The 23,432-nt window shown below is 67.2% G+C and carries 20 protein-coding genes; 5 read left to right on the forward strand and 15 right to left on the reverse strand.

What is annotated here, in order from left to right:
- Positions 1–3: 3 nt before the first annotated feature.
- The 4 genes from RU09_RS01320 to RU09_RS01335 are packed head-to-tail and all read right to left on the reverse strand — an operon-like array spanning position 4 to position 5,126.
- Positions 4–489: a hypothetical protein gene (locus RU09_RS01320; protein ID WP_042536748.1), complete on the reverse strand. Its 486-nt coding sequence runs from the start codon at positions 487–489 to the stop codon at positions 4–6.
- Positions 486–2,801: an NAD-dependent DNA ligase LigA gene (gene ligA / locus RU09_RS01325; protein WP_042536750.1), complete on the reverse strand. Its 2,316-nt coding sequence runs from the start codon at positions 2,799–2,801 to the stop codon at positions 486–488. Before ligA ends, RU09_RS01320 begins: the two co-directional genes overlap by 4 nt.
- A 42-nt stretch (positions 2,802–2,843) precedes the next feature.
- Complete coding sequence (gene mnmA, locus RU09_RS01330; RefSeq protein ID WP_079112757.1) at positions 2,844–3,941, reverse strand: tRNA 2-thiouridine(34) synthase MnmA; 1,098 nt, start codon at positions 3,939–3,941, stop codon at positions 2,844–2,846.
- 9 nt (positions 3,942–3,950) lie between these two features.
- On the reverse strand, positions 3,951–5,126 hold the full coding sequence (locus RU09_RS01335) for a cysteine desulfurase family protein (protein WP_042536752.1): 1,176 nt from the start codon (positions 5,124–5,126) through the stop codon (positions 3,951–3,953).
- Positions 5,127–5,221: 95 nt separating this feature from the next.
- Here RU09_RS01335 and glgX point away from each other — a divergent pair, with 95 nt between their 5' ends.
- The 3 genes from glgX (at position 5,222) to glgB (ending at position 11,635) form a co-directional block, all read left to right on the forward strand.
- Positions 5,222–7,294: a glycogen debranching protein GlgX gene (gene glgX, locus RU09_RS01340; RefSeq protein ID WP_042536754.1), complete on the forward strand. Its 2,073-nt coding sequence runs from the start codon at positions 5,222–5,224 to the stop codon at positions 7,292–7,294.
- A gap of 76 nt (positions 7,295–7,370) precedes the next feature.
- Positions 7,371–9,434, forward strand: a complete 2,064-nt coding sequence (locus tag RU09_RS01345; protein WP_052492804.1) for an alpha-1,4-glucan--maltose-1-phosphate maltosyltransferase — start codon at positions 7,371–7,373, stop codon at positions 9,432–9,434.
- Positions 9,431–11,635, forward strand: coding sequence for a 1,4-alpha-glucan branching protein GlgB (gene glgB / locus RU09_RS01350; RefSeq protein ID WP_042536756.1), 2,205 nt, complete (start codon positions 9,431–9,433; stop codon positions 11,633–11,635). The genes RU09_RS01345 and glgB overlap by 4 nt, the downstream gene beginning before the upstream one ends.
- 46 nt (positions 11,636–11,681) lie before the next feature.
- Here the strand turns inward: glgB and RU09_RS01355 are convergent, their stop codons facing one another.
- Positions 11,682–12,608, reverse strand: a complete 927-nt coding sequence (locus RU09_RS01355) for a tetratricopeptide repeat protein (RefSeq protein ID WP_042536757.1) — start codon at positions 12,606–12,608, stop codon at positions 11,682–11,684.
- The gene (locus tag RU09_RS01360) at positions 12,605–14,629 is read right to left on the reverse strand and encodes a hypothetical protein (RefSeq protein ID WP_052492805.1); all 2,025 of its coding nucleotides are present in this window, start codon (positions 14,627–14,629) and stop codon (positions 12,605–12,607) included. Before RU09_RS01360 ends, RU09_RS01355 begins: the two co-directional genes overlap by 4 nt.
- 179 nt (positions 14,630–14,808) lie before the next feature.
- Between RU09_RS01360 and RU09_RS01365 the strand changes: the two genes are divergently transcribed.
- Positions 14,809–15,870 carry an AI-2E family transporter gene (locus RU09_RS01365; protein ID WP_042536761.1) on the forward strand — a complete coding sequence of 354 codons (1,062 nt, stop codon included), beginning with the start codon at positions 14,809–14,811 and terminating at the stop codon, positions 15,868–15,870.
- Here the strand turns inward: RU09_RS01365 and RU09_RS01370 are convergent.
- From RU09_RS01370 to rpsB, 9 genes are all read right to left on the reverse strand, one after another.
- Positions 15,867–16,580: an alpha/beta hydrolase gene (locus RU09_RS01370; RefSeq protein ID WP_042536762.1), complete on the reverse strand. Its 714-nt coding sequence runs from the start codon at positions 16,578–16,580 to the stop codon at positions 15,867–15,869. The two genes, RU09_RS01365 and RU09_RS01370, sit on opposite strands and share 4 nt — an antisense overlap.
- Positions 16,581–16,582: 2 nt before the next feature.
- Entirely contained in the window at positions 16,583–16,870 is a 288-nt protein-coding gene (locus RU09_RS18825) for a hypothetical protein (RefSeq protein WP_042536763.1), read from the reverse strand.
- A 9-nt stretch (positions 16,871–16,879) separates the two neighbouring features.
- A complete protein-coding gene (locus RU09_RS01380; protein ID WP_079112749.1) occupies positions 16,880–17,545 on the reverse strand; it encodes a transglycosylase SLT domain-containing protein in 666 nt (221 codons plus the stop codon).
- A 66-nt stretch (positions 17,546–17,611) separates the two neighbouring features.
- Positions 17,612–18,196 carry a DivIVA domain-containing protein gene (locus tag RU09_RS01385; RefSeq protein ID WP_042536764.1) on the reverse strand — a complete coding sequence of 195 codons (585 nt, stop codon included), beginning with the start codon at positions 18,194–18,196 and terminating at the stop codon, positions 17,612–17,614.
- On the reverse strand, positions 18,196–19,335 hold the full coding sequence (locus RU09_RS01390) for a phosphatidate cytidylyltransferase (protein WP_194286027.1): 1,140 nt from the start codon (positions 19,333–19,335) through the stop codon (positions 18,196–18,198). The genes RU09_RS01385 and RU09_RS01390 overlap by 1 nt, the downstream gene beginning before the upstream one ends.
- A 5-nt stretch (positions 19,336–19,340) precedes the next feature.
- Positions 19,341–19,895 (reverse strand): ribosome recycling factor, encoded by a 555-nt coding sequence (frr, locus tag RU09_RS01395; RefSeq protein WP_042536765.1) that lies wholly within the window; start codon positions 19,893–19,895, stop codon positions 19,341–19,343.
- A gap of 66 nt (positions 19,896–19,961) precedes the next feature.
- Positions 19,962–20,678 (reverse strand): UMP kinase, encoded by a 717-nt coding sequence (pyrH, locus tag RU09_RS01400; protein WP_042536766.1) that lies wholly within the window; start codon positions 20,676–20,678, stop codon positions 19,962–19,964.
- Between the two features lie 90 nt (positions 20,679–20,768).
- Positions 20,769–21,596 (reverse strand): translation elongation factor Ts, encoded by an 828-nt coding sequence (tsf, locus tag RU09_RS01405; protein ID WP_042536767.1) that lies wholly within the window; start codon positions 21,594–21,596, stop codon positions 20,769–20,771.
- Between the two features lie 44 nt (positions 21,597–21,640).
- Positions 21,641–22,582 carry a 30S ribosomal protein S2 gene (gene rpsB, locus RU09_RS01410; protein ID WP_042536769.1) on the reverse strand — a complete coding sequence of 314 codons (942 nt, stop codon included), beginning with the start codon at positions 22,580–22,582 and terminating at the stop codon, positions 21,641–21,643.
- Positions 22,583–22,887: 305 nt separating this feature from the next.
- On the opposite strand from rpsB, the gene RU09_RS01415 reads away from it, so the two are divergent.
- On the forward strand, positions 22,888–23,421 hold the full coding sequence (locus RU09_RS01415) for a M23 family metallopeptidase (protein ID WP_042536770.1): 534 nt from the start codon (positions 22,888–22,890) through the stop codon (positions 23,419–23,421).
- Positions 23,422–23,432: the final 11 nt, after the last annotated feature.

Here is a 23,432-nt window from a genome sequence, read left to right on the forward strand (position 1 = left end):
GCGTCAGGCGCCTGAGGTTCCCGACGCCGCGCTGCGTGCCAGGCGCGCGGCGACGTCGAGCAGGGACTCCGGCCGCGCGAGCAGCGATCGCTGCTCCGGGTGGTCGATGAGGTGCTGCAACAGCCTGTGGGCGCCATCGACTGTCGGAGCCCAGTATCCGCCGACATGGTGACGGCTCAAGGGTGCGGTGGTGGATTCTCCGCCGATCTGCACGTCGACTGTGCCGTCATCCGGGTCCATTCCGAGATCGGAGACGGCGAGGAACGTCAGCGCACCGATGACGATCGTGCTGACGAGCCCCGGCAGCCGGAATCTCGTCACGGGTACGTCGATCAGCACTCGTTCGACCTGAATCCACGGGACGATACCGCGATTCTCACTGCCGTCGCGGAAGAGGACCGCGTCGGGTGTCAGGCGCAGATGATGCCTCCCCGGATCACCCACCGCCAGCGCGCCCGGAACGACGATCAACGGCCCGTAGCGCTTCATCCGAGCGCGTCCGGCCCCTGGGTCACGAGGATGTGGAACTGAGCAGCGTCGAGGATGCGGATACCGAGCTCCTCCGCCTTGCCCAACTTCGACCCCGCGCCAGGACCGGCGGCGACGAAGTCGGTCTTCTTCGACACGCTCGACGCGGCCTTGCCGCCCGCCTTGATGATGGCCTCCTGGGCACCGTCGCGTGTGTACCCGTCGAGCGATCCGGTCGCGACGATGGTGAGGCCGTCGAGTACGCCGCCCTCGACCACGGCAGCACCCGGACCCGGGTGACCGGGAGTCGCCCACTGGACCCCGGCCTCGGCCCACTGCTGCACGATCTCTCTGTGCCAGTCGACTTCGAACCACGCGAGCAGCGAGTCGGCGATGATGCCGCCGACCCCCTCGACCGCAGCGAGCTCGTCGCGGGAGGCCGCGCGGATCGCATCGAGCGAGCCGAACCACTGCGCGAGCGCTCGTGCAGCGACGGGGCCGACGTGACGGATGTTGAGCGACACGAGAAGTCGCCACAGGTCCTTCGTCTTCGCCTTCTCGAGCTCGGCCAGGAGGGTGAGGGCCTGCGACGACGGCTGCGGCCCCTCGAGGCCGGACTTCTTCTCTGCGGCCGTGGGATTGCGGCGGAACGGCGCTCGTGTCTTCACCAGCCCGTCGTCGTCCTCCTTCGGCAGGCCCGTCTCCGCGTCGCGGACGAACAGCTCGATCGGCACGATCTCTTCGAGCGTGAGCGCGAAGAGTCCTGCCTCGGTCTCGAGGGGCGGAACGGCCGGCGACGTCGGCTGGGTGAGCGCCGCTGCAGTGACCTCGCCGAGAGCCTCGATGTCGAGCGCGCCCCGTGATCCGATGTGCTCGACGCGACCGCGCACCTGCGCAGGGCACGATCGCGCATTCGGACACCGCAGATCGATGTCGCCCTCTTTCATCGGGCGCAGCGGGGTGCCGCACTCGGGGCACTCCACGGGCATGACGAACTCGCGCTCCGTGCCGTCGCGCTTGTCGACCACGGGACCGAGCACCTCGGGGATGACGTCGCCCGCTTTACGCAGCACGACGGTGTCGCCGATGAGTACGCCCTTCGCCTTCACGACGTCCTTGTTGTGGAGCGTCGCCTGCCTCACCACCGAGCCCGCCACCTGGGCGGGAGCCATCACCGCGAACGGCGTGGCCCTGCCTGTGCGACCCACCGATACGACGATGTCGAGGAGTTTCGTCTGCACCTCTTCGGGCGGGTACTTGTAGGCGATCGCCCAGCGCGGAGCGCGGCTGGTGGCTCCGAGCTCATCGTGCAGGGAGAGCTCATCGACCTTGACCACGATGCCGTCGAGTTCGTGCTCGATGTCGTGCCGGTGCTGGCCGAAATACTCGACGAACGCCGCGACTTCATCGATGCTCGTGCAGACCTTGGTGTGGGGGCTCGTCGGCAGACCCCACTCTGCGAGCTGCTCGTACACCTGGCTCTGCGCTGCGACGGGTGGGTTCTGCCAGGCGCCTATGCCGTGCACGTAGAGAGCGAGCGATTCGATGCGCAGCATCCCCGCCTCGAGCTCGAGACCGTTCTTCTTGTCGATCTGCTGCCGCAGGCCCCCGCTCGCCGCGTTCCGCGGGTTGGCGAAGGAGGGGAACCGCCGGGCGGCGGCCGTTCGGGCCTTCTCCTCGTCGAAAGGCTTCTTCGCACCCGATCGCGCCTCCCATCGCGCATACGCGTCGTCGTAGGCACGCTCGCGGAACTCCGCCTGCGCCACGTTCAGGCGTTCGAACGCCGCAACCGGGATGAACACCTCGCCGCGGACCTCGACGATCGCAGGGTGGCCCGTGCCCGAGAGCTCGAACGGTATCTCGGGCAGTCGCAGCGCGTTCTCGGTGACGATCTCGCCGACGCGCCCATCTCCTCGCGTCGCGGCGGACGTCAGCCGGCCGTTCTCGTAGCGGAGATTGATGGCGAGTCCGTCGATCTTCAGTTCGGTGAGCCAGTCGACGTCACGCCCCGCCGAAGCCCGCGTCTTCGCTGCCCACTCCCGCAGTTCGTCGATCGAGAACACATTGTCGAGACTCAGCATCCGCTCGGCGTGCTCGATCGTCGCCAGACCCGTCGCTTCGGCGGCGCCCACCATCTGGGTGGGTGAATCCTGTCCCTGGAGCTCGGGGTGCAGCCGTTCGAGTTCTTCGAGCCGGCGCATCCATCCGTCATACGTGGCGTCGTCGACGAGCGAGGTGTCACGCCCGTAGTACGCGTCCTTCGCCTCGAGGATGCGAGTGGTCAGCTCGTCCGCTTCGATACGGGCGTCTTCCAACGAGATGTTCTCCGGCACCCCGCCAGTCTACGAGCGAGCACCGACATCCCGAGCGCGGGTCTAGGCGTCGACAGGCACGGCCGACACCGTGCGATCGATCGTGAACTGGCCGAGCACTCTCGTTCCCACGTACAGCACAGCAGTCTGTCCGGGGGCGACGCCGTCGAGGGGGCGATCCGGCACCACTCTCACTTCATCCGCCGAGACGAAAGCCCTCGCAGGTTCCGGTTCCGAATGAGCGCGGATCTGCACGTCACAGCTGAACTCCGCGTCTTCGGGGGCTGCACCTGCCCAGCTGAACCGACCGCCGGAGATCTCGCGCGTCGCGAGCGCCTCCTTCGGCCCGACGACCACGGTGTTCGAGACCGGGCGCACCTCGAGCACGAATCGGGGCTTGCCGTCGGCGGCGGGAACCCCGAGCTTGAGCCCGCGGCGCTGGCCGACCGTGAACGCGTGCGCACCCTCGTGGGACCCGACGACGGCTCCGCTGCGGTCGACGACCTCGCCTGTCGCCGTGCCCACCTTCTCGGCGAGCCAGCCACGGGTGTCGCCGTCAGGGATGAAGCAGATGTCGTGGCTGTCGGGCTTCTGCGCCACGCTCAGACCGCGCGCTTCGGCTTCCGCACGCACGACGGCCTTGGACGGCGTGGTTCCGAGCGGGAAATAGGTGTGCGCGAGCTGGTCGGCCGTCAGCACACCCAGCACGTAGGACTGATCCTTCGCGTTGTCCGCAGCCCTGTGCAGCTCGAGGCCGGCATCCGTGGGGATCAGCGTCGCATAGTGTCCCGTGCAGACGGCATCGAAGCCGAGCTCGATCGCTCGATCGAGCAGGGCGGCGAACTTGATCTTCTCGTTGCATCGCATGCACGGATTGGGAGTGCGCCCCGCCTGGTACTCCGACACGAAGTCGGCGATCACGTCTTCGCGGAACCGCTCGGAGAAGTCCCAGACGTAGAAGGGGATGCCGAGGAGATCTGCTGCGCGTCTGGCGTCGAGAGCGTCCTCGATGGTGCAGCAGCCCCGGCTCCCGGTGCGCAGGGTGCCGCCCGCCCGGGAGAGCGCGAGATGCACTCCAACGACGTCGTGCCCCGCCTCCACGGCCCTCGCGGCCGCGACTGCGGAGTCCACTCCGCCACTCATGGCCGCAAGAATCCTCATGGAACCAGTCTACGAGCGCGCAGCCGAGCCGGAGCCGGACGCTCTCGCATAGGCGTCGGCGATAGCGGCGAGAACCGCGTCGATGTCGGCGTCTGTGGAGGTGCGGCCCAGCGAGAACCGGAGCACGCTGCGGGCATCCTGCTCGCTGCGCCCCATCGCCATCACCACATGCGACGGCTCTGCGACTCCTGCCTGGCACGCCGATCCGGTCGACGCGGCGATCCCTGCCGTATCGAGCAGGAAGAGCAGGCTCTCCCCCACCGCACCGGGGAAGAGAATGTGGGCGTTGCCGGGGAGGCGTCGCGAACTGTCGCCGAGCAGCTCAGCCTGCGGCACTCGTGTCAGGATGCCGTCGACCAGCCGGTCGCGCATCGCTGCGAGTCGAGTCGTCTCCGACTCCCGCTCGGACTCCGCGAGTTCGAGCGCGGTGGCGAACGCGGCTGCGCCCGCCACATCCTGCGTCCCGGCGCGGAGCCCTCTCTGCTGCGCGCCACCGCGAAGGAGCGCCGAGAGCCGAGCGGTGCGAGCGACGACCAACGCGCCGACACCGACCGGCGCTCCGATCTTGTGTCCTGCGACGCTCATCGCGACCAGCCCCAGCGCATCCGGGGCATCGCCTCTCAGCCCTCGGAAGGACAGTGGTAGATGACCGAGCGCCGACACCGCATCGAGGTGAAGGGGCACGAGAGCCTGCGCGGCCGACGAGGCGAGCTCAGCGGCGTCGTTGATCGTCCCCGCCTCGTTGTTGGCGACCAGGGCGGTTGCCAACGCTGCTCCGGGAAGCTGGTCGGCGAACACTCGCCCGTCGATCGCCGCCGTGCGAAATACCGGTACAGCGCGCAGGACCGCTCCCGCTGCGACCAGAGCCTCGATCGTGTCCACGGTCGCGTGATGCTCGGCCTCCGGCATCACGATCGCATCCGTCCCCACGGGCCGCGCCTGCCAGAGTCCCTGCAGCGCGAGATTGATCGACTCCGTGCCGCCCGAGGTGAAGACGACCTCGATGGGATCGCAGTCGAGCACTGCAGCTGAGCGCTCGCGCGCCTCCTCGAGCAGGCGCCTCGCATCCTGCCCCGCGCCGTGGGTCGACGATGCGTTCCCGACCATCTCGCTCGCATCGAGCCATGCATCCCGCGCCTCAGGGCGCAGGGGTGTCGTGGCCGCGTGGTCGAGATAGTGCCGCATTCCTCCACTCTCCCCCATTTTCCGGGTGGTGGCGTGCACATGGAACTGAGTGCATGCGGTCCTGAGACCCGAGTGCAGACCTCTAGTGTGTATTCATGCCCGCGATCCGAGACATCACCGTGCCCGGCGGTACTGCACTCGACAACCTCGGTGTGCGCCTTCACGACGGCGTCGGAACCCTCCGCGTCTGGTCGCAGAACGCGTCCTCCATCGAGCTCGTCGTCTTCGATGCCACCGACCTCGACTGGGTGATCGATCAGGTCGACCTCGCCCGCCTTCCCGGCGGCATCTGGGAAGTGACCACGGAGCTGCTCCAGCCGGGAACCCGGTACGCGATCCGCGTGGGAGGGCCGCACGGTCCGGGCAACACGTTCAACCCCGAGACCCTCCTGCTCGATCCCTATGCCCGTGGTCTCGCCCAGGGCGACGGCTACGAGGAGTGGCGCTCCGTCGTGATCGTCGACGGGTTCGACTGGGGAGAGTCCGTCAAGCCGCGGATCCCGCTCGACCGGACCGTGATCTACGAAGGGCACCTGAAGGGTCTGACCAAACGCCAGCCCGACGTGCCGCCTGCTCTGCACGGCACCTACGCCGGACTCGCGCACCCGGCCATGATCGAGTACTTCCACTCTCTCGGCATCACCTCGATCGAGCTGCTTCCCGTTCAGGCCTTCGTGCCGGAGCCGCGGTTGCTCGAGCGCGGCCTCACCAACTACTGGGGGTACAACACCCTCAACTTCTTCACGCCGCACAACGCCTACGCGACAGAGGATGCCCGCAAGGGCGGCCCTGACGCCGTTCTCGCCGAGTTCAAGGGCATGGTGCGACTGCTGCACGAAGCCGGACTCGAGGTCATCCTGGACGTCGTGTACAACCACACGTCTGAGGAGGGCCTCGGCGGTCCTCGCTCGAGTCTTCGCGGTATAGACAACGCGAGCTATTACCGACAGGACGCGTCCGGCGCGTACATCGACACGACGGGGTGCGGCAACACGCTCGACACCTCGACCGATGCCGGCGCCCGACTCGTGCTCGACTCGCTGCGCTACTGGGCGCAGGAGATGCAGATCGACGGGTTCCGGTTCGACCTCGCCGCCGCGATCGCGCGCGACGACTCGCACACCTACACACCGGAGCATCCGCTGCTCACCGCGATCGCCAACGATCCGATCCTCAGCGAGACCAAGCTCATCGCGGAGCCGTGGGACGTCGGCATGGGCGGGTGGCAGACGGGCAACTTCCCGAACGGCTGGATGGAGTGGAACGACCGCTACCGCGACCGGGTGCGGAACTTCTGGCTGAGCGACATCGATTACGCGCGTCGTGCCTCCGCCCCGGTCGGCATCGGCGGCTTCGCCACGCGTCTCGCCGGCTCCTCGAACACCTTCGCCGCCGAGCGGGGCCCGCTCGCGAGCATCAACTTCGTCACGGCGCACGACGGGTTCACGCTGCACGACCTCGTGTCGTACGACGTCAAGCACAACGAGGCGAACGGCGAGCAGAACCGCGACGGTGCCGACATGAACCGTGCGTTCAACCATGGCATCGAGGGGCCGACCGACGACCCGACCATCCTCGCCGCCCGTCGAAAAGCGATGCGCAACCTGCTCGGCACCCTGCTGCTGTCTGCGGGCATCCCGATGCTCACCGCAGGCGACGAGGTCGGGCGCACCCAGCGCGGCAACAACAACGCCTATGCGCAGGATTCGTCGCTGACATGGCTCGGATGGGACGCGGAGCCGTGGCAGGAAGACCTGCGCGCGCACGTCGCTCGACTGATCCAGCTCCGTTCGGAGAACCCCGCCCTGCGCCCGAGCCGATACGCCCGACTCGGCGAGCACATCCCCAACGCCTCGGTCATGGACTGGTTCGACCAGAACGGCGAGACGATGGAGAGCGAGCAGTGGACGGACCCCGGTAACCGAACGCTCCAGTACGTCGCGGCCTCGACACCCGACCGTGAGGCGGCCAACCGGATCCTCCTCATCGTGCACGGCACGGAGTCGCCCATCGACGTGCGCCTCCCGGAGGAACTCGAGGATGCGACGCGCTTCGTCTCGCTGTGGTCGAGTGCCGACGAGCGCCCGGATGCCGGTGGCGAGGTGTTCGCCCCGGGCGACATCCTGCCCATCCCCGGCACCTCCATGCGACTCTTCCGCGTGGAATGACGGGCGGCGCGCCGGTGCCTTCCGCGAGCTACCCGCTCACCGTCCGGAGCGGTACATTCGGGAGGTGGCCGCACGAATGAGCAGCACCAGTCCGAAGGCTCTCCGAAGCCCCGCACAGATCCCGTCGCGCCCGTTGGGGCCCGTCTCGGACGGCGACGGGCTCGTCGCGACTCGCATCCCTTTGGTCGGCGGCACCCCCGCCGTGCCAGGCGGTTTCGCACCCAAGGCCTTCGTCGGCGAAGTGGTGCCGTTCAGCGTGGTCGCCTTCCGCGAAGGGCACGACCTCATCGGCGTGCAGCTCCGGCTGACCTCACCCGACGGCGAGGAGACGCTTCACCGCCTGACCCCTTTCCTGGACGGGACCGATCGCTGGGGTGCCGAGATCGCGATCGACCTTCAGGGTCGCTGGTCGTTCCGCTTCGAGGCGTTCTCCGATGACTTCGCGACCTGGGCGCATGCCGCCGAGGTGAAGGTCGCCGTTGGCGTCGATGTACCGGTGATGGCGGCGCTCGGCGCCGAGCTGCTCACGCGCGCAGCGGCCGAGAAGGACCGTCCCGCCGCTCAGCGCCGACGTCTCAGAGACATCGCCGCAGCGCTGGCCGGCGGCGATGCGGCGACGACGACCGCTGCCTCGACCGATCCCGAGCTCGCGGGATTCTTCCGGGACCGGCCGCTCACGACACTGCGTTCCGCGTCAGCTGTGCACACGCTGCTGGTCGAGCGGACTGCAGCGGGCGTCGGCGCATGGTACGAGTTCTTCCCCCGCTCAGAGGGAGCGAAGCATCTCAAAGACGGCACTGTCAAGAGCGGAACGTTCAGGACGGCCGCCAAACGCCTTCCCGCGGTCGCCGCGATGGGATTCGACGTCATCTATCTGGTGCCCGTCCATCCGATCGGGACGACGAACCGCAAGGGTCGGAACAACACACTGACGACCGAACCAGGGGACCCGGGTTCGCCGTATGCGATCGGCTCTGCCGACGGCGGACACGACGCGATCCACCCCGAGCTCGGCAAGCCCGCCGACTTCCGCGCGTTCGTGCGAGCCGCGAAGAACGAGGGTCTGGAGGTCGCTCTCGATCTCGCGCTGCAGGCATCTCCGGACCACCCCTGGGTCGATGAGCACCCGGAGTGGTTCACGACCCTCCCCGACGGCACCATCGCATACGCAGAGAACCCTCCGAAGAAGTACCAGGACATCTACCCCCTGAACTTCGACAACGACCCTGCCGGCATCTACCAGGAGATGCTGCGCATCGTGCAGCACTGGGTGCGCGAGGGCGTCAAGATCTTCCGGGTCGACAATCCGCACACGAAGCCGCTGCAGTTCTGGGAGTGGCTCATCGCCACGGTGAATGCCCAGGACCCGGACGTGATCTTCCTCGCCGAGGCGTTCACGCGCCCTGCCGTGATGCGCGCGCTCGCTGCCGTGGGGTTTCAGCAGAGCTACAGCTACTTCACCTGGCGCAACACCAAGGCGGAGCTCGAGGAGTTCCTCACCAGCGTCGCGCACGAGACCAGCGACTACATGCGACCGAACCTCTTCGTGAACACGCATGACATCCTCACCGAGTACCTGCAGTTCGGCGGACGCGCGGCATACCGGATCCGGGCATGCATCGCGGCGACAGCTGCTCCCGTGTACGGGGTCTACGCGGGCTACGAACTCTTCGAGAATGTCGCGCGCCCCGGTTCCGAGGAGAACATCGACAACGAGAAGTACGAGTTCAAGTTCCGTGACTGGGAGGGTGCGGAGGAGGCCGGCGACTCGTTGGCGCCCCTCCTGCGCCGTCTGAACGCGATCCGTCGCGCGCACCCGGCTCTGCGACAGCTCCGCAATCTCGCCGTGCACTGGAGCGATGACGACTCCGTGCTCGTCTACAGCAAGCACCTCGATGCGGCCTTCACCGGCACCGGCGAATCCGACACGCTCCTCGTGATCGCCAACGTCGATCCGCATTCCGTTCGCGAGACCACAGTGCATCTCGACACCACGATCTGGGGTGTGCCCCTGGGCGAGCAGTTCGAGGTGGAGGACCTGCTGACCGGTGCCGTCTGGACCTGGGCCGATCACAACTACGTGCGCCTCGACGCCTTCGCCGAACCGGTGCACATACTGAAGGTGAGGAGACGATCATGAGCTACGTCGAGGATGCAGCTACGTCATCGGACTGGGCGGCGGTGGCGGCCGGTGCCCACCACGACCCGCACGCCGTGCTCGGCTCGCACCCGTTCACCGACGCGAGCGATCGCACCGTCACGGTGATCCGCGCCCGTCGTCCTCTCGCCTCCTCGGTCGCGGCGGTCTTCCGGGACGGGAGCCGACTCGAGCTCGACCACGTCGCGCACGGTATCTGGGAGGCGCAGCACGACGGAGCCCCGGTTCCGTATCGGATCGCCACCGCGTACGGAGACGACGACGAGACGATCTCCGGCGACCCCTACCGCCACCTGCCCACCCTCGGCGACGTCGACCTGCATCTGATCGCAGAAGGGCGACATGAGCGGCTCTGGCAGGTGCTGGGAGCTCATGCACAGACCGTGGGAGGCGAGACCGGCGTCGCGTTCGCCGTGTGGGCACCCAACGCGACAGCGGTTCGAGTGGCGGGCGAGCACAACGGCTGGAACGGCGAAGCACACGCGATGCGCTCGATGGGCGTGAGCGGCATCTGGGAGCTGTTCATCCCGGATCTCGCGATCGGAACGACCTACAAGTACGAGATCCGCACCCGCGGAGGGTCATGGATCTTCAAGGCCGACCCGATGGCGCAGGCGGCGCAGATCCCCCCCGAGACCGCATCGGTGATCACGCAGTCGACCTACGACTGGTCGGACGGCGCATGGATGACCCGCCGTGCCGCGACCCATGCGGTCGCGCAGCCGTTGTCGGTCTATGAGGTGCACCTCGGATCCTGGCGCGGAGGCCTGAGCTACCGCGACGCCGCAGAGCCGCTCATCGCCCATGTCAACGAGGCCGGTTTCACGCACGTCGAGTTCATGCCGCTCGCGGAGCACCCCTTCGGTGGCTCGTGGGGCTATCAGGTGAGCGGGTACTACGCGGCGACGAGTCGTTTCGGCAGCCCCGATGATCTGCGATACCTGATCGATCGACTGCACCAGGCCGGGATCGGCGTGATCATGGACTGGGTGCCCGGGCACTTCCCCAAAGACGCCTTCGCCCTCGCGAAGTTCGACGGCCAGCCGCTCTACGAGCACCCCGACCCTCGGCGCGGCGAGCACCAGGACTGGGGAACCCTCATCTTCGACTACGGTCGCCCCGAGGTGCGCGGCTTCCTGGTCGCCAACGCCCTCTTCTGGCTGAGCGAGTTCCATGTCGACGGTCTGCGGGTCGACGCAGTCGCCTCGATGCTCTATCTCGACTACTCCCGCAACGAGGGCGAGTGGGAACCGAACATCCACGGAGGCAGGGAGAACCTCGAGGCGATCCGCTTCCTGCAGGAGGTGAATGCGACCGCCTATCGCCTTCACCCCGGCGTGCTGATGATCGCGGAGGAGTCGACGAGCTTCCCCGGCGTCACCGCACCGACCGATCACGCCGGACTCGGCTTCGGGTTCAAATGGAACATGGGCTGGATGAACGACTCGCTCCAGTACATCGAACGCGACCCGATGTACCGCGCGCACCACGAAGGTGAGATGACCTTCTCCTTCGTCTACGCGTTCGGTGAGAACTATCTGCTGCCGATCAGCCACGACGAGGTCGTGCATGGCAAGGGCAGTCTTCTCGCGAAGATGCCGGGCGACCACTGGCACAAGCTCGCGAACGTCCGCGCGTACCTGGCATACATGTGGGGGCACCCCGGGAAGAAGCTCCTGTTCATGGGGCAGGAGTTCGGGCAGCTCGCGGAGTGGTCCGAATCCCGCGAACTCGACTGGTGGCTGCTGGACCAGCCATCGCATGCGCAGCTGCAGAGTTTCGTCGGCCAGCTCAACCGCACTTATCGTGCCCAGGCGCCCCTCTGGGAGCGAGACAACGACGGCTCGTCGTTCGCGCGTCTCGGCGCTCCCAGCTGGGACCCGAACGTGATCGCCTTCGAGCGCCGTGACGCCCACGGTGGCCGTGTCGTCGTGATCAGCAACTTCGCCGGCGTGGAGCGCAGCGGCCACCGCCTCGCTCTGCCCATCGCAGGCGTGTGGCAGGAGATCCTCAACACGGATGCGTCAGAATACGGCGGTCGAGGATCGGGCAACCTCGGCATGGTCGTCGCGCACTCCGACGATGACGGGCCCGCCGTGGCGACCCTGACGATTCCCGCGCTGTCCACCATCTGGCTGCGCCACGAGGGCGAGCCTCACGTACCCACGATCAGTCACGGCTGAGCGGCTGCGGCTGACCGGCATCGGGCCGCTCAGCCGCAGCACAGCGTCAGAAGAGCAGCGAGGAAAGCCTGTTGCGCGCGGTGATGACGCGAGGGTCCGCGGCGCCGATCAGTCCGAAGAGCTCGATCAGACGCTCTCTGACCGGCGTCCGCTCGTCTGAGGGAAGCTGAGCGAAGAGGTCGAGCAACCGTCCGAACGCATCCTCGACGTGACCACCGGCGAGGTCGAGGTCGGCGACGTCGAACTGCGCCTGGACATCTCGTGGCTGGGCCGCAGCGGCAGCCCGCGCATCCTGCAGGTCGAGATGCTGCACACGGTCGAGCAGACGAACCTGGCCCAGGCCCGCGATCGCATCCTCATCGCGAGGATTCTCTGCGAGAGCCTTCTCATACGCCACGATCGCCGCAGCGTAGTCGCCCGCCTCGATGGCAGCGAATGCCTCGGCGTGCAGCGGCGGCATCGGCGGTTCCTCCGGAGCCTCCTGCCCCTCGGAGACCTCGCCGACATTCAATGTGCCCGTCACACCGTTCTGAGCCGCGAGCTGGAGCAGCTGCGCGAAGACCTCTCTGACCTGCTGCTCGGGAACCGCACCCGTGAACATCGGGACTGGCTGGCCGGCGATGAGTGCGACGACCATCGGGATCGACTGCGCACGAAAACCCTGAGCGAGTTGGGGGTTCGCATCGACGTCGACCTTGGCGAGCAAGACCTTGCCGCCGAGTTCGCGCGCCACCTTCTCGATGATCGGGCTCAGCTGCTTGCACGGGCCGCACCATTCCGCCCAGAGGTCGACGACCACCGGCACAGTGCGAGAGAGCTCCAGGATCTGGCCGAACGACTCATCGGTCGCATCGACCACGATGTCAGTCCCCGTAGCGGGACTCTGCGCGCCTGCCGCCGGTGCTGCAGGGCGGTTTCGCAGAGAAGAGAGGTCGACAGCTCCGCGGAGCGCGGCGGGAGAGATATCGGTCATTTGATCACCTCGACGGAGAGAAGGTCCTGTCGGACAGCCAGGAGACGGATCTGCTCGGTCGACCCCTGGGAGGGAACCGAGAAGAACAGTTGGAATTCGTACTTGGTCGTCACACCCTTGGCGGACTCGGACACGCCCGTCAGGGCCTTCGCCTGCGCGTTGTCACCGAAGCGGATCACGGCGTCCGCCGACGTCGGCGTCACCGACTCCGTGTCGACGAGCGAGACCGCCACGATCGCGCCGCTGTCGAGCGTGGCCATCGAGACCGGTGCGGAATCCGCCGGGACGAGGTCGAACGCCGTCTGCGAGGTCTCGGCGGCACCATTGTCCGCGAGGTTCTGCACGACGGCCTGGCGGCTGTCGCGAATCGACTGGGCGAGTTTCTGAGATATCTCGTCGAAGAGCCCGTAGGAGGCGCTGGTCTCTCCCGCGTCGACGATGTCGGCGAACGTGGTGGCGAGCTCACTCGGCGGGATGCTGAGGAACGCGGAGTCGTCCGGCACGAGTGACGTACCGAGCCACGGTGCGGCCACCTCGGGGAAGACTGCGTCCGCCGACATCTCGGCCATGTTCGTCACCTTGTAGTTCGACCACGGGTCCTGCTGAGTCATGGTGAGGATCACGGGCGGCACGGTGTCGTCGCCCGCGCTCTTCGAGAGCAGCAGAACCGTGCGCGGCCAACGGTCGGTGGCTTCGGGCAGCACGACCTCGACGTCATCCGTCGGGATCGCGGCAGGCACCGGGGTTTCCGGAAGAGCGGTCCGAAGCGCGTACTCGGTCGTCCGAGCCGTCAGCGCCGGACCATCGAGCCGGGTCCCGGCGAGAGCGATGTCCATCGCCGCGTCCGCGTCCGAGAGGGTCGTCGACACCTCCTGCAGGATCCGTCTCGCCTGCGCCTCGGTCACGGCCGGCGGTTTCTGGTTCTCCGGGGCGATCACGGTCGCACTGGGCGACGGTGACGGTGTCCCTTCTCCGAACTGCGGCCAGGAGTCGGGCGAGCAACCGCTCGCGAGCAGGGCCGTCACCGCGAGCGCGGGCAGGGCGAGCAGGCGGCGTCTGCGGTCGGTGGTCGTCGCACGCCTCTCGGTCTTCCGATCGCGGTCGGAGCTGCGCTCGCCAGCCGCGTCATCCGCGCCTTCGCGGCCCACCCCCGCCGTGTCCGGGCCCTCAGCGGGCGCACCCCCGGAGGCCTCATCCGCATCGCCGGGTGCGGGCGCCGAGCCCTCGATCACCGCGCGTTCCGAGGGCGGCAGCTGAGCCACATCGATCGGCTCGGTCGCCGGGAGGGGGCCAGGGCCCTTGCGCCGCGGACCTCGCCCGCGGCGCTGGTGACGGATTGCGAGGACATAGAGCACGAGTCCGACGAGGAGCAGGGCCGCGCCTGCGGCCATGAGCGGTCCCGCGAGCGGCGTCGACGTGTCGAGCGGCCACGAGATCACGATGTCGTCGGGAGCGTCTGCGGTGCCGTCGTACGCGATGATCAGACTGACTCCTTCGGGGAGCTGCATCTTGTCGACGATGAGAGCGTCGGTCTCGGTGAACGAATCCAGCCAGAGATCGGAGCCCGCCGGATTGCGTCCCGGCTCTGCGGCCGCGCCGCCCTCGGTCGGAGTCGCGGAAGGAACCGGAGTCTCCGCGGGAGCAGGGCTCTCGGTCGGTGCCGGGGTCGCGGTGGCGTCATCGCCGTCGGCCGCGGCTCCGGCGGCAATCAGCTCGGCCTCGAGCTCGCCACCCTTGCCGGCGGTCACGTGGTTGTACGAGGCGTCGGCCAGCCATGCCTCCATGTCGGCCGTCCGACCGTATGCCGCGAAGATCTCACCTTCACCCCGCACGAGCAGCGTCTGAGAGCCCGGGTGCTCGCGCAGGACGTCGCCGTCCAGCAGCACATAGGGGGCGGGTTCTTCCACAGCGACTGAGACCTCCTGGGTCGACGGACCCATGAAGATGGTTCGCTGCGCGATGCCCGCAGCGATCAGTCCCGCAGCCAGCACGAAGGCCACGACGGCCCATACGAAACGCACGAATAGTCTCCTCACACGGCCCGGACGCATGCCCGAGTCGCAACACTCGACATTTCAGACTAGCGAAATCAGCTGTGTGTTGCCCACGAGGGGGCGCCGGAGCCGCGTGCGGCACGTCGTCGCGGCCAGTCGCGGTGCGGTGGATACGCTTGCAGGGTCCCGCATTCCGAGGAGCACCGATGAAGATCCACAACCCGTTCCGTACCGCTCTCGTGGCGACGCTCGGCGTGGGGTTGGGCATCCTGCTGATCGGCAGCGTGGAGAGCCTCTCGACGGTGCTGCTCTACGTCGGAACAGCGCTCTTCCTCAGCCTCGGTCTCGACCCGCTCGTCTCGTTCCTCGAACGCAGACGGCTCCCCCGCTGGCTCGCCGTGCTCATCACCATCCTCGCGGTTCTCGGCGTGTTCGCGGGCATCATCCTGATCGTCATCCCGGTGCTCGTCGATCAGATCTCACAGCTCATCGCCGAGATCACGGCCATCGTCCAGCGAGGCACATTCCTTTCCGACCTGCGCCAGTGGATGGTCGACACCTTCCCCAATCTCAAGGTCGACGAGGTCTTCGCGTACGTCACGAACTGGCTCGAGACGAACCTCGCCCAGATCGGCGGGTCGATCGGCCAGAGCGTCCTCGCGGCCGGCGGCGCCGTGGTGAGCGGGCTGTTCGGCGCGTTCATCATCCTCATCCTCACGATCTACCTCACCGCCTCCACACCGTCGCTCAAGCGCGCGGTCTATCAGCTCGCCCCCGCGTCGAAGCGCGAGCGGTTCATCGACCTGGCCGAACAGATCACCGATTCGGTCGGCTACTACGTCATGGGGCAGGTCACCCAGGGCGTCATCAACGGCGTACTGAGCATGATCTTCCTCACGATCATCGACGCGCCGTTCCCCGCCGTGCTCGCCGTCGTGGCCTTCTTCTTCTCGCTGATTCCGCTCGTCGGCACTCTGACGGGGTCGACGATCATCGTCCTCGTGTGCCTGATCCCCGGACTCGGCTCTCCGGCGACAGCGATCGCCGCGGCCATCTACTACCTCATCTACATGCAGATCGAGGCGTACATCATCTCCCCGCGAATCATGAGCCGCGCCGTGTCGGTACCGGGCGCGGTCGTCGTCGTGGCGGCGCTGGCCGGGGGCAGTCTGCTGGGCCTGCTCGGTGCGCTGATCGCGATCCCCGTGGCGGCCAGCATCCTGATCCTCTACCGACAGGTGCTGATCCCCCGGATGAACGAGCTCTAGACGGCGGACCATTCGGTCGGCACCGGGAGAGCCGCCGGATTCACCGCAGCGACGATCTCGGTCAGGACGCGTCGCGTCTGGCTCTCCCCCACCCAGAGGTGCTTGCCGCCCTCGACGGCGATCAGCTTCGCGTGAGGGATCGCTGCGAAGCGCTCTCGCGCTTCGGCCGGGCGAAGGTAGTCGTCGAGCTCGGGAACGAGCACCACCACTTCGACATCGACGCCCGCCCACGCCGCGACGTCGGAATCCGTCGCCCGGTGGAGCGGCGGAGAGAGCAGGATGATGCCTTCGACGTCGTGCTCCCGCCCGTACTTCAGGGCGAGCTCGGTGCCGAACGACCAGCCGAGGAGCCATGGGCGAGGAAGACCTCGCTCACGCACGAACTCCATCGCCGCTGCGACGTCGAATTGCTCTGCTGCTCCCCCGTCGAACGCGCCACCGCTGGTGCCACGGGGTGAGGTCGTGCCCCGGGTGTTGAATCGCAGCACTGCGAGATCGGCCAGCGCCGGCAGCCGCGCGGCGGCCTTGCGGATGATGTGCGAGTCCATGAAGCCGCCGGCCGTCGGAAGCGGGTGCAGCGTGACCAGGGTGGCCGCAGGTGCAGACGACTCGGGCATCGCCAACTCGCCGACAAGCGTCAGGTCATCAGCGGTCTCCAAGACGATGTCCTCGCGCAGCGCCGGCAACTCGATCGGTCCACGGATCTCCATGCTCATGCAATCCTCCAACAGTGTGTGTGCCAATGCCGTCGGGCGGCGAGATCGGCGGCATCGCCGAGAACCCCGTCTGCTCGCCAGACAACGAGGTGGGCCGTTCCCGGCGCGACGATGCGCCCGCATCCGGGGCAGATGTACTCCTTCAGAGCCTGCACCGCCGACACGGGCTGCACGGTCCACTCCGAGCCGCGACGCACTTCCGTGCGCTTCCATGACGCGAGGAGACGATCGAGCGAGTCGTCGGTGTCAGGGCGCGCCGGACGGCGTCTGCGAGAGCGGGCCATGACGCCGGCTCACCACCAGTGGTTGTTCGTCCAGAAGGCGTGAGCGCCGGCCCAGCTGCCGTATCGGCCCGTGGCGTATCCCGTCGCCCAGCGCAGGTTGTCGACCGGATCGTAGCCGTTGCCGGGAACCTTGCTGCAGGGCAGCGCCTGAACGAGACCGCACGCACCCGAGGACTTGTTCGTCGCGTTCGGGTTCCACCCGCTCTCGCGGGAGACGATGTAATCGACGTAGCCCCAATCGGACTCCGCGATGCCCGCTGCCGCCATCCACTCGGCAGGGGCTCCCCCGCCGGTGTAGAAGAGAGGACCGCTTGGGCCGGGCTTCGACGAACCGGAGGATCCCTCGGAGGCAGTGGTCGGCGTCGGTGTCGGCGTCGGCTTGGGCGTGACGTAGACCGAGAACGTCCCTCGCTGAACGGGAGCGATCGCCGCGCCCTCTGCCGTGACAGTGAGATTCTGCGTATCGCCGAGCGCCGCCGAGTATGCCGACTCCGGGGCTACCTCTTCGGGTTGCTGAGCGAGTGCGACACCGGTCGGTGCCACCATGGCCGCAGCGAAGCCGACGACCGCGAGGCCGCTGAAGAATCCCGCGACGCCTCGTCGGCGACTGCCGGTGCGCGCCGAAAGAGTCGCCGATGCGGGCACAGGCGTGACGTCTTTTCGATGAGGTGTCATGTCGTTTCGGGAGTTCACGATGAGTGGCAGTCTACCCGGTGAGGCACGAGTCGGCCATCGGAACGCTCAGCGAACAGCCAGGATCACGTCGACGGTCGCGTCGAGCAGTGCGTCGACCTGCTCTTCTCGATACCCTCCGCGCTGCATGCGGAACGCGGCCGAGCGCAGCTGCTCGGCCGTCAGCGGCTCGCCGTCCCGCAGATAACGGGCGATCCGGGTGCCGACATGGTCTACCTCATCGATCCGGTAGCCGAAGGTGAGAATGCCCGTACGTGCGAAACGCTGCCGCTTCGGACGCGCGAGGTGGTCGAGGATGACCTGGGCTTCACCTCGGGCCTGCTCCACCCACGCCCCTGCGCCCTGCGAACGGACGACCCGGTCGCGCGCACGCGCAGCCAGTGCATCCTCCACGCGCCCGAGTGCCGCGTCGACCTCAGCCACGACGTAGCCGTTCTTGACGAGCGGAAAGGATGCCACGCGGACGTCGGCTGCGCTGAGGTCGTCGGCATCTCCCTCGAAAGCCGCCCTGGCGGCCGCGAGAAACGTGTCGACAGCGGCACGGTGATAGCCGCGCACTCGCCCCGTGGTCAACGAGAACGCGGGCGGCTCCTGCTTCGCGGCGTCCGCAGTCTGTACGTCGTCGGAGAGCATCACAGCACCACCCAGGAGGAGAAGAGGAAATACAGGCACAGTGCGGGAATCGTCGACGGCAGGATGCTGTCGAGCCGGTCGAGGAGCCCCCCGTGCCCAGGAAGCCAGGAGCTCATGTCCTTGATCCCGAGATCACGCTTGAGCATGGACTCGCCGAGATCGCCCAGCGTCGCAGACAGGAGGATCGCCACGCCGAAGATCACGCCGGTCCACCACGGCAGGTCGAGCAGGAAGAGCGCGAGAAGCACGCCGGCTGTGATCGAACCCACGACAGCTCCGCCGAAGCCCTCCCAGGTCTTCTTGGGGCTGATCTTCGGCGCCATGGGGTGCCGCCCGAACGCGAGCCCTGCGGCATACGCACCGGTGTCGGCCACGACGGCGATCGCGATGAAGCTCAGGACCCACCACTGACCCCCCTCCTGCTTGAGCAGGATCAGTGCGACGGCCGCGAGGAACGGCACGTAGATCTGGACGAATCCGCCGATGACCGCATCCGTCAGCACATCGCCGTAGGTTCTGCCGTCCTTGGCGATCATCTGGCCGACCAGTCGCCAGACGATCACGAATGCGACGGCGAAGAACAGCATGACCCAGACGAACCACAGGTCGAGGAAGAACGCCGACAGCACGAGCAGAGTCGCGGCGATGAACTGCGGGATCACATCGATCCGCCGCCCCGATGCACGCAACGCCAGCGAGAGCTCGTAGACGCCGAGCAACGCGGCAGCCAGTGCGAACGGCACGAAGAGGACCTTGATGAACAACAACGACGCGAGCAGCGCAGCGCCGAACGCGAGCCCGATCAGGGTCGCGAGGATCAGGTCGCGGCCCGTCCGCTCCTTGATGCGCTCGTTCGCCTGGTCGAGCTGACCTCGCGCATGAGTGACATGCGTTCCGAACTCGTCGCGCTTCGCCCGCCACTGCTCTCTGATCGCATTGTGTTCAGCCGTGTCCAATGCGGACTCCGTCATCGCACGTTCGTCGGCAGGGAGGGGTGGTCGTGGCGGGATGCTCGTCCCGTCGAACGCCACGAGGGCGCCGTCGACCAGCGGGATGGCGCCGGTCGAGGTCGACGAGTCGCGCGCCTCGCGGCGCGTCTGCGGCTTGTCGGCGCCGTCATCAGTGCGTTCGTCGGACATGCCGCCTATACCTCGAGGAGTTCAGCCTCTTTGCGCTTGAGTGCGTCGTCGATGAGATCGACGTGCTGGCGCGTGAGGGCGTCGAGTTCCTTTTCTGCCCGGGCGATCTCGTCTTCGCCGAGTTCGCTCTTGAGACCGTCGAGTTCGTCCTTCGCCTTGCGACGGATACCGCGCACATGCACCTTGGCGTCTTCGGCCTTGGTCTTGACCAGCTTGACGTACTCCTTGCGACGCTCAGCCGTGAGCTCCGGCATGGTCACGCGAACGAGGTTGCCGTCGTTCGTGGGGTTCGCGCCGAGGTTCGGCATGTCCCGAATCGCCTGCTCGATGCCCTTCAGAGCCGACTTGTCGTAGGGCGTGATGATGAGCGTACGCGCCTCCTGGTTCGCCAGCGAGGCGAGCTGAGCGAGCGGCGTGGGCGTGCCGTAGTAGTCGACGAGCACCTTCTGGAACAGCTGCGGGTTGGCGCGACCGGTGCGCACCGTGGAGAAGTCCTCCTTGGCGGCCTCGACCGCTCGTGCCATACGGGAAGTGGTTTCAGCGAGGACATCCGCGATCACGGTGACTCCTATCGTCGGGGTGTTCTGAAATTCTATCGGGCGTGACCCGTGAGCACCGTCAGGCGCTCAGGCAGTGACGAGAGTGCCGATCGGCTCTCCCAGAAGCGCACGCGTGACGTTGCCGGCAGGTTCCATGCCGAACACGCGCATGTCCATGTTGTTATCCATGCAGAGACTGAATGCCGTGGAGTCGACCACCTTGAGTCCGCGCTGAAGGGCGTCGCGATACGTGACGCGCTCGATGCGCTCCGCATCGGCGTGCTTGTTCGGGTCGGCGGTGTAGATCGCGTCCACGCCGTTCTTGGCGACGAGGACTTCCTGCGCGCCGATCTCGAGCGCGCGCTGTGCGGCGACCGTATCGGTGGAGAAGTACGGCAATCCGGCACCTGCGCCGAAGATGACCACACGGCCCTTCTCCATGTGCCGCTCGGCGCGGAGCGGAATGTACGGCTCAGCGACCTGGGTCATGGAGATGGCCGACTGCACACGGGTGGGCGCACCCGCCTGCTCGAGGAAGTCCTGAAGGGCCAGGGCGTTCATGACCGTGCCGAGCATTCCCATGTAGTCGGCTCGCCCGCGATCCATCCCGCGCTGGCTGAGCTCCGCTCCGCGGAAGAAGTTGCCACCGCCGACGACGATGGCGACCTCGACGCGATCGACCGCCGCAGCGATGTCACGTGCGATCTGACTGACGATGTCGGGGTTGACGCCGAGCTGGCCGGCGCCGAACGCCTCACCGGAGAGCTTGAGAAGGACGCGACGGCGTCCTGTGCGTTCGGTCATGGGGTGATCCTCTCGTCCCGATTCAAGATAGTGCCTTCTGGGCATGAAGAAGGGGTTCGGATCGCGTTGATCCGAACCCCTTCGACGGTGTTACGCGCCGACCTTGAAGCGCGCGAAGTCCGTCACGGTGATACCGGCGTCCTTCGCCACCTGGGCGACGGACAGCTTGCTGTCCTTCGCGTAGTCCTGCTCGAGCAGGGCGACCTGCTTGATGAACGCGGAGACACGGCCCTCGACGATCTTGGGCAGCGCCGCCTCCGGCTTGCCCTCGTTGCGAGAGATCTCGGTCACGATCTGGCGCTCCTTCTCCACGGCGTCGGACGGAACGTCCTCGCGGGAGAGGTAAGACGGGTTCGCGAACGAGATGTGCTGCGCGATGCTGCGGGCAGTCTCGGCGTCATCACCCGTGTAGGCGACGACGACACCGATCTGCGGAGGCAGGTCCTTGCTCGTGCGGTGCAGGTAGACCTCGACCTTGTCGCCCGAGATCGTGCGCACGCGGCGCAGCTCGACCTTCTCGCCGATGATCGCGGCCTCTTCCGAGATGACCTGCTCGACGCTCTTGTCGCCCGCCTGGGCGGCGAGTGCGTCCTCGACCGAATCGGCCTTGACAGCTGCGACAGCGTCGGCGACCTTGTCGGCCAGCGAGATGAAGCGCTCGTTCTTCGCGACGAAGTCCGTCTCGCAGGCGAGCTCGATCAGCGTCACTGCGCCGTCCTGCTCGCGAGCGACGATGAGGCCCTCGCTGGTAGAGCGGTCAGCGCGCTTCGCGTTGCCCTTGGCACCCTTGAGACGCAGGATCTCGGTGGCCTTCTCGACGTTGCCGTCAGCCTCCTCGAGCGCCTTCTTGGTGTCGACCATTCCCGTGCCGAGCTGCTCACGGAGCGCCTTGAGATCGGCGATGGTGAAGTTGGCCATGTGTGGTGGCTCCTTGCTTCGTGATGTGTGTGGTGGTCGCGGAATTACTTGGCGTCTGCAGCCTCGGCGTCGGCGACCTCAGCGGTCTCCTCGCCCGAAGCGTCGGCGATGGCCTCGTCGTGCGCCTCGGCACCGGCCTCGTCGGCAGCGGTCTCGTCAGCGGCGGGCGTCTCGACGACGGCAGCCTCATCGGCGGGCGTCTCGACGGCGGCGGCATCAGCAGACTCCTGGACAGGGGCCTCGAGAAGCTCCTTCTCCCAGTCGGCGAGCGGCTCAGCGTCGCCCGTCTCGGGGTTGTGCTTCTGCTGGAGACCCTCAGCCGCGGCGTCCGCGATGATGCGGGTGAGCAGCGAGACCGAGCGGATCGCGTCGTCGTTGCCGGGGATCGGGTACTGGAAGTCGTCGGGGTCGGCGTTGGTGTCGAGGATGCCGATCACCGGGATGCCGAGCTTCTTCGCCTCGTCGATGGCGAGGTGCTCACGCTTGGCGTCGACGACCCAGAGGGCGGACGGCGTCTTGGTGAGGTTGCGGATACCGCCGAGCGACTTGTGCAGCTTGTCGAGCTCGCGCTTCTTGAGAAGGAGCTCCTTCTTCGTGAAGCCCGAAGCGGACGGGTTCTCGTAGTCGAGCTCCTCGAGCTCCTTCATACGAGCGAGACGCTTCGCGATCGTCTGGAAGTTCGTGAGGAGTCCACCGAGCCAGCGCTGGTTGACGTAGGGCTGGCCCACGCGGGTCGCCTGCTCGGCGAGGATCTCCTGCGCCTGCTTCTTGGTGCCCACGAAGAGGATCGTGCCGCCGTGCGCGACGGTCTCCTTGACGAAGTCGTAGGCCTTGTCGATGTACCCGAGCGACTGCTGCAGGTCGATGATGTGGATGCCGCTGCGCTCTGTGAGGATGAAGCGCTTGACCTTCGGGTTCCACCGACGCGTCTGGTGTCCGAAGTGCACGCCGCTGTCGAGCAGCTGGCGGATGGTGACCACAGCCATGGTCGTCTCCTTGTTCTGGCGCGGATATGCGCCGTTGAGGTTGTCAAGTCGATCGGACGATCGAACTTCCTGGTGCCCGGCGCACCCCCGCCTGAGTGGAAACAGGACCTGTGGGAGTGGATGCCACGACTGAAGTCGCTCTGGGCACGCGTAGTCACCCCGAGATCGAGGTGCTCCCTCAGCATACAGGATGCGCGGGCCTCACTCACCCTGCACATCGCGCCTGTTTCGGGCATTCTGCACGCGCTCCGCGCAGGCGTCAGTCCGACGGGGAGCCAATCGCACACACGAAGGAGCATTGCCTCATGAGCACCCGCACACGCCGGACGATCGTTCTCCTCCTGCTGATCGTCATCGCTCTCGCACCGCCCACCGCGCCGAGCGCGAGAGCGTCATCGTCATCCTCGGACGGCGCTGCGCATCCACTCTGGAGATGGCCGCTCGATGCACCCCGCTCGGTCGCAACGCCGTATCGCGCTCCGGCACACGCGTTCGGCGCCGGCCATCGAGGCATCGATCTCGCGAGCGCGCAGGGGGTGATCGTCCGCGCACCCGCCGATGGGGCGATCGCATTCCGTGGGACAGTCGTCGACCGGCCCCTGATCACGATCGCGCATCCCGGCGGCTATGTGTCGACGTTCGAGCCGGTCTCCTCCACACTCGCCCCCGGCGATCTCGTCTCGGCCGGCGACGAGATCGGCACGGTCGCGGCCGGCGGTCACACGATGCTCGGCGCACTGCATCTCGGCGTTCGGCTGGATGGTGCGTACATCAACCCGATGCTGCTCTTCGGGCCGGTGCCTCGAGCGGTGCTGCTTCCCTGCTGCGACGCGCCGTGACGCGCGACCCA

Origin of the sequence: Microbacterium sp. MEJ108Y (assembly GCF_000834175.1) — a bacterium.
In the GTDB taxonomy this organism is placed as follows: Bacteria; Actinomycetota; Actinomycetes; order Actinomycetales; family Microbacteriaceae; genus Microbacterium; species Microbacterium forte.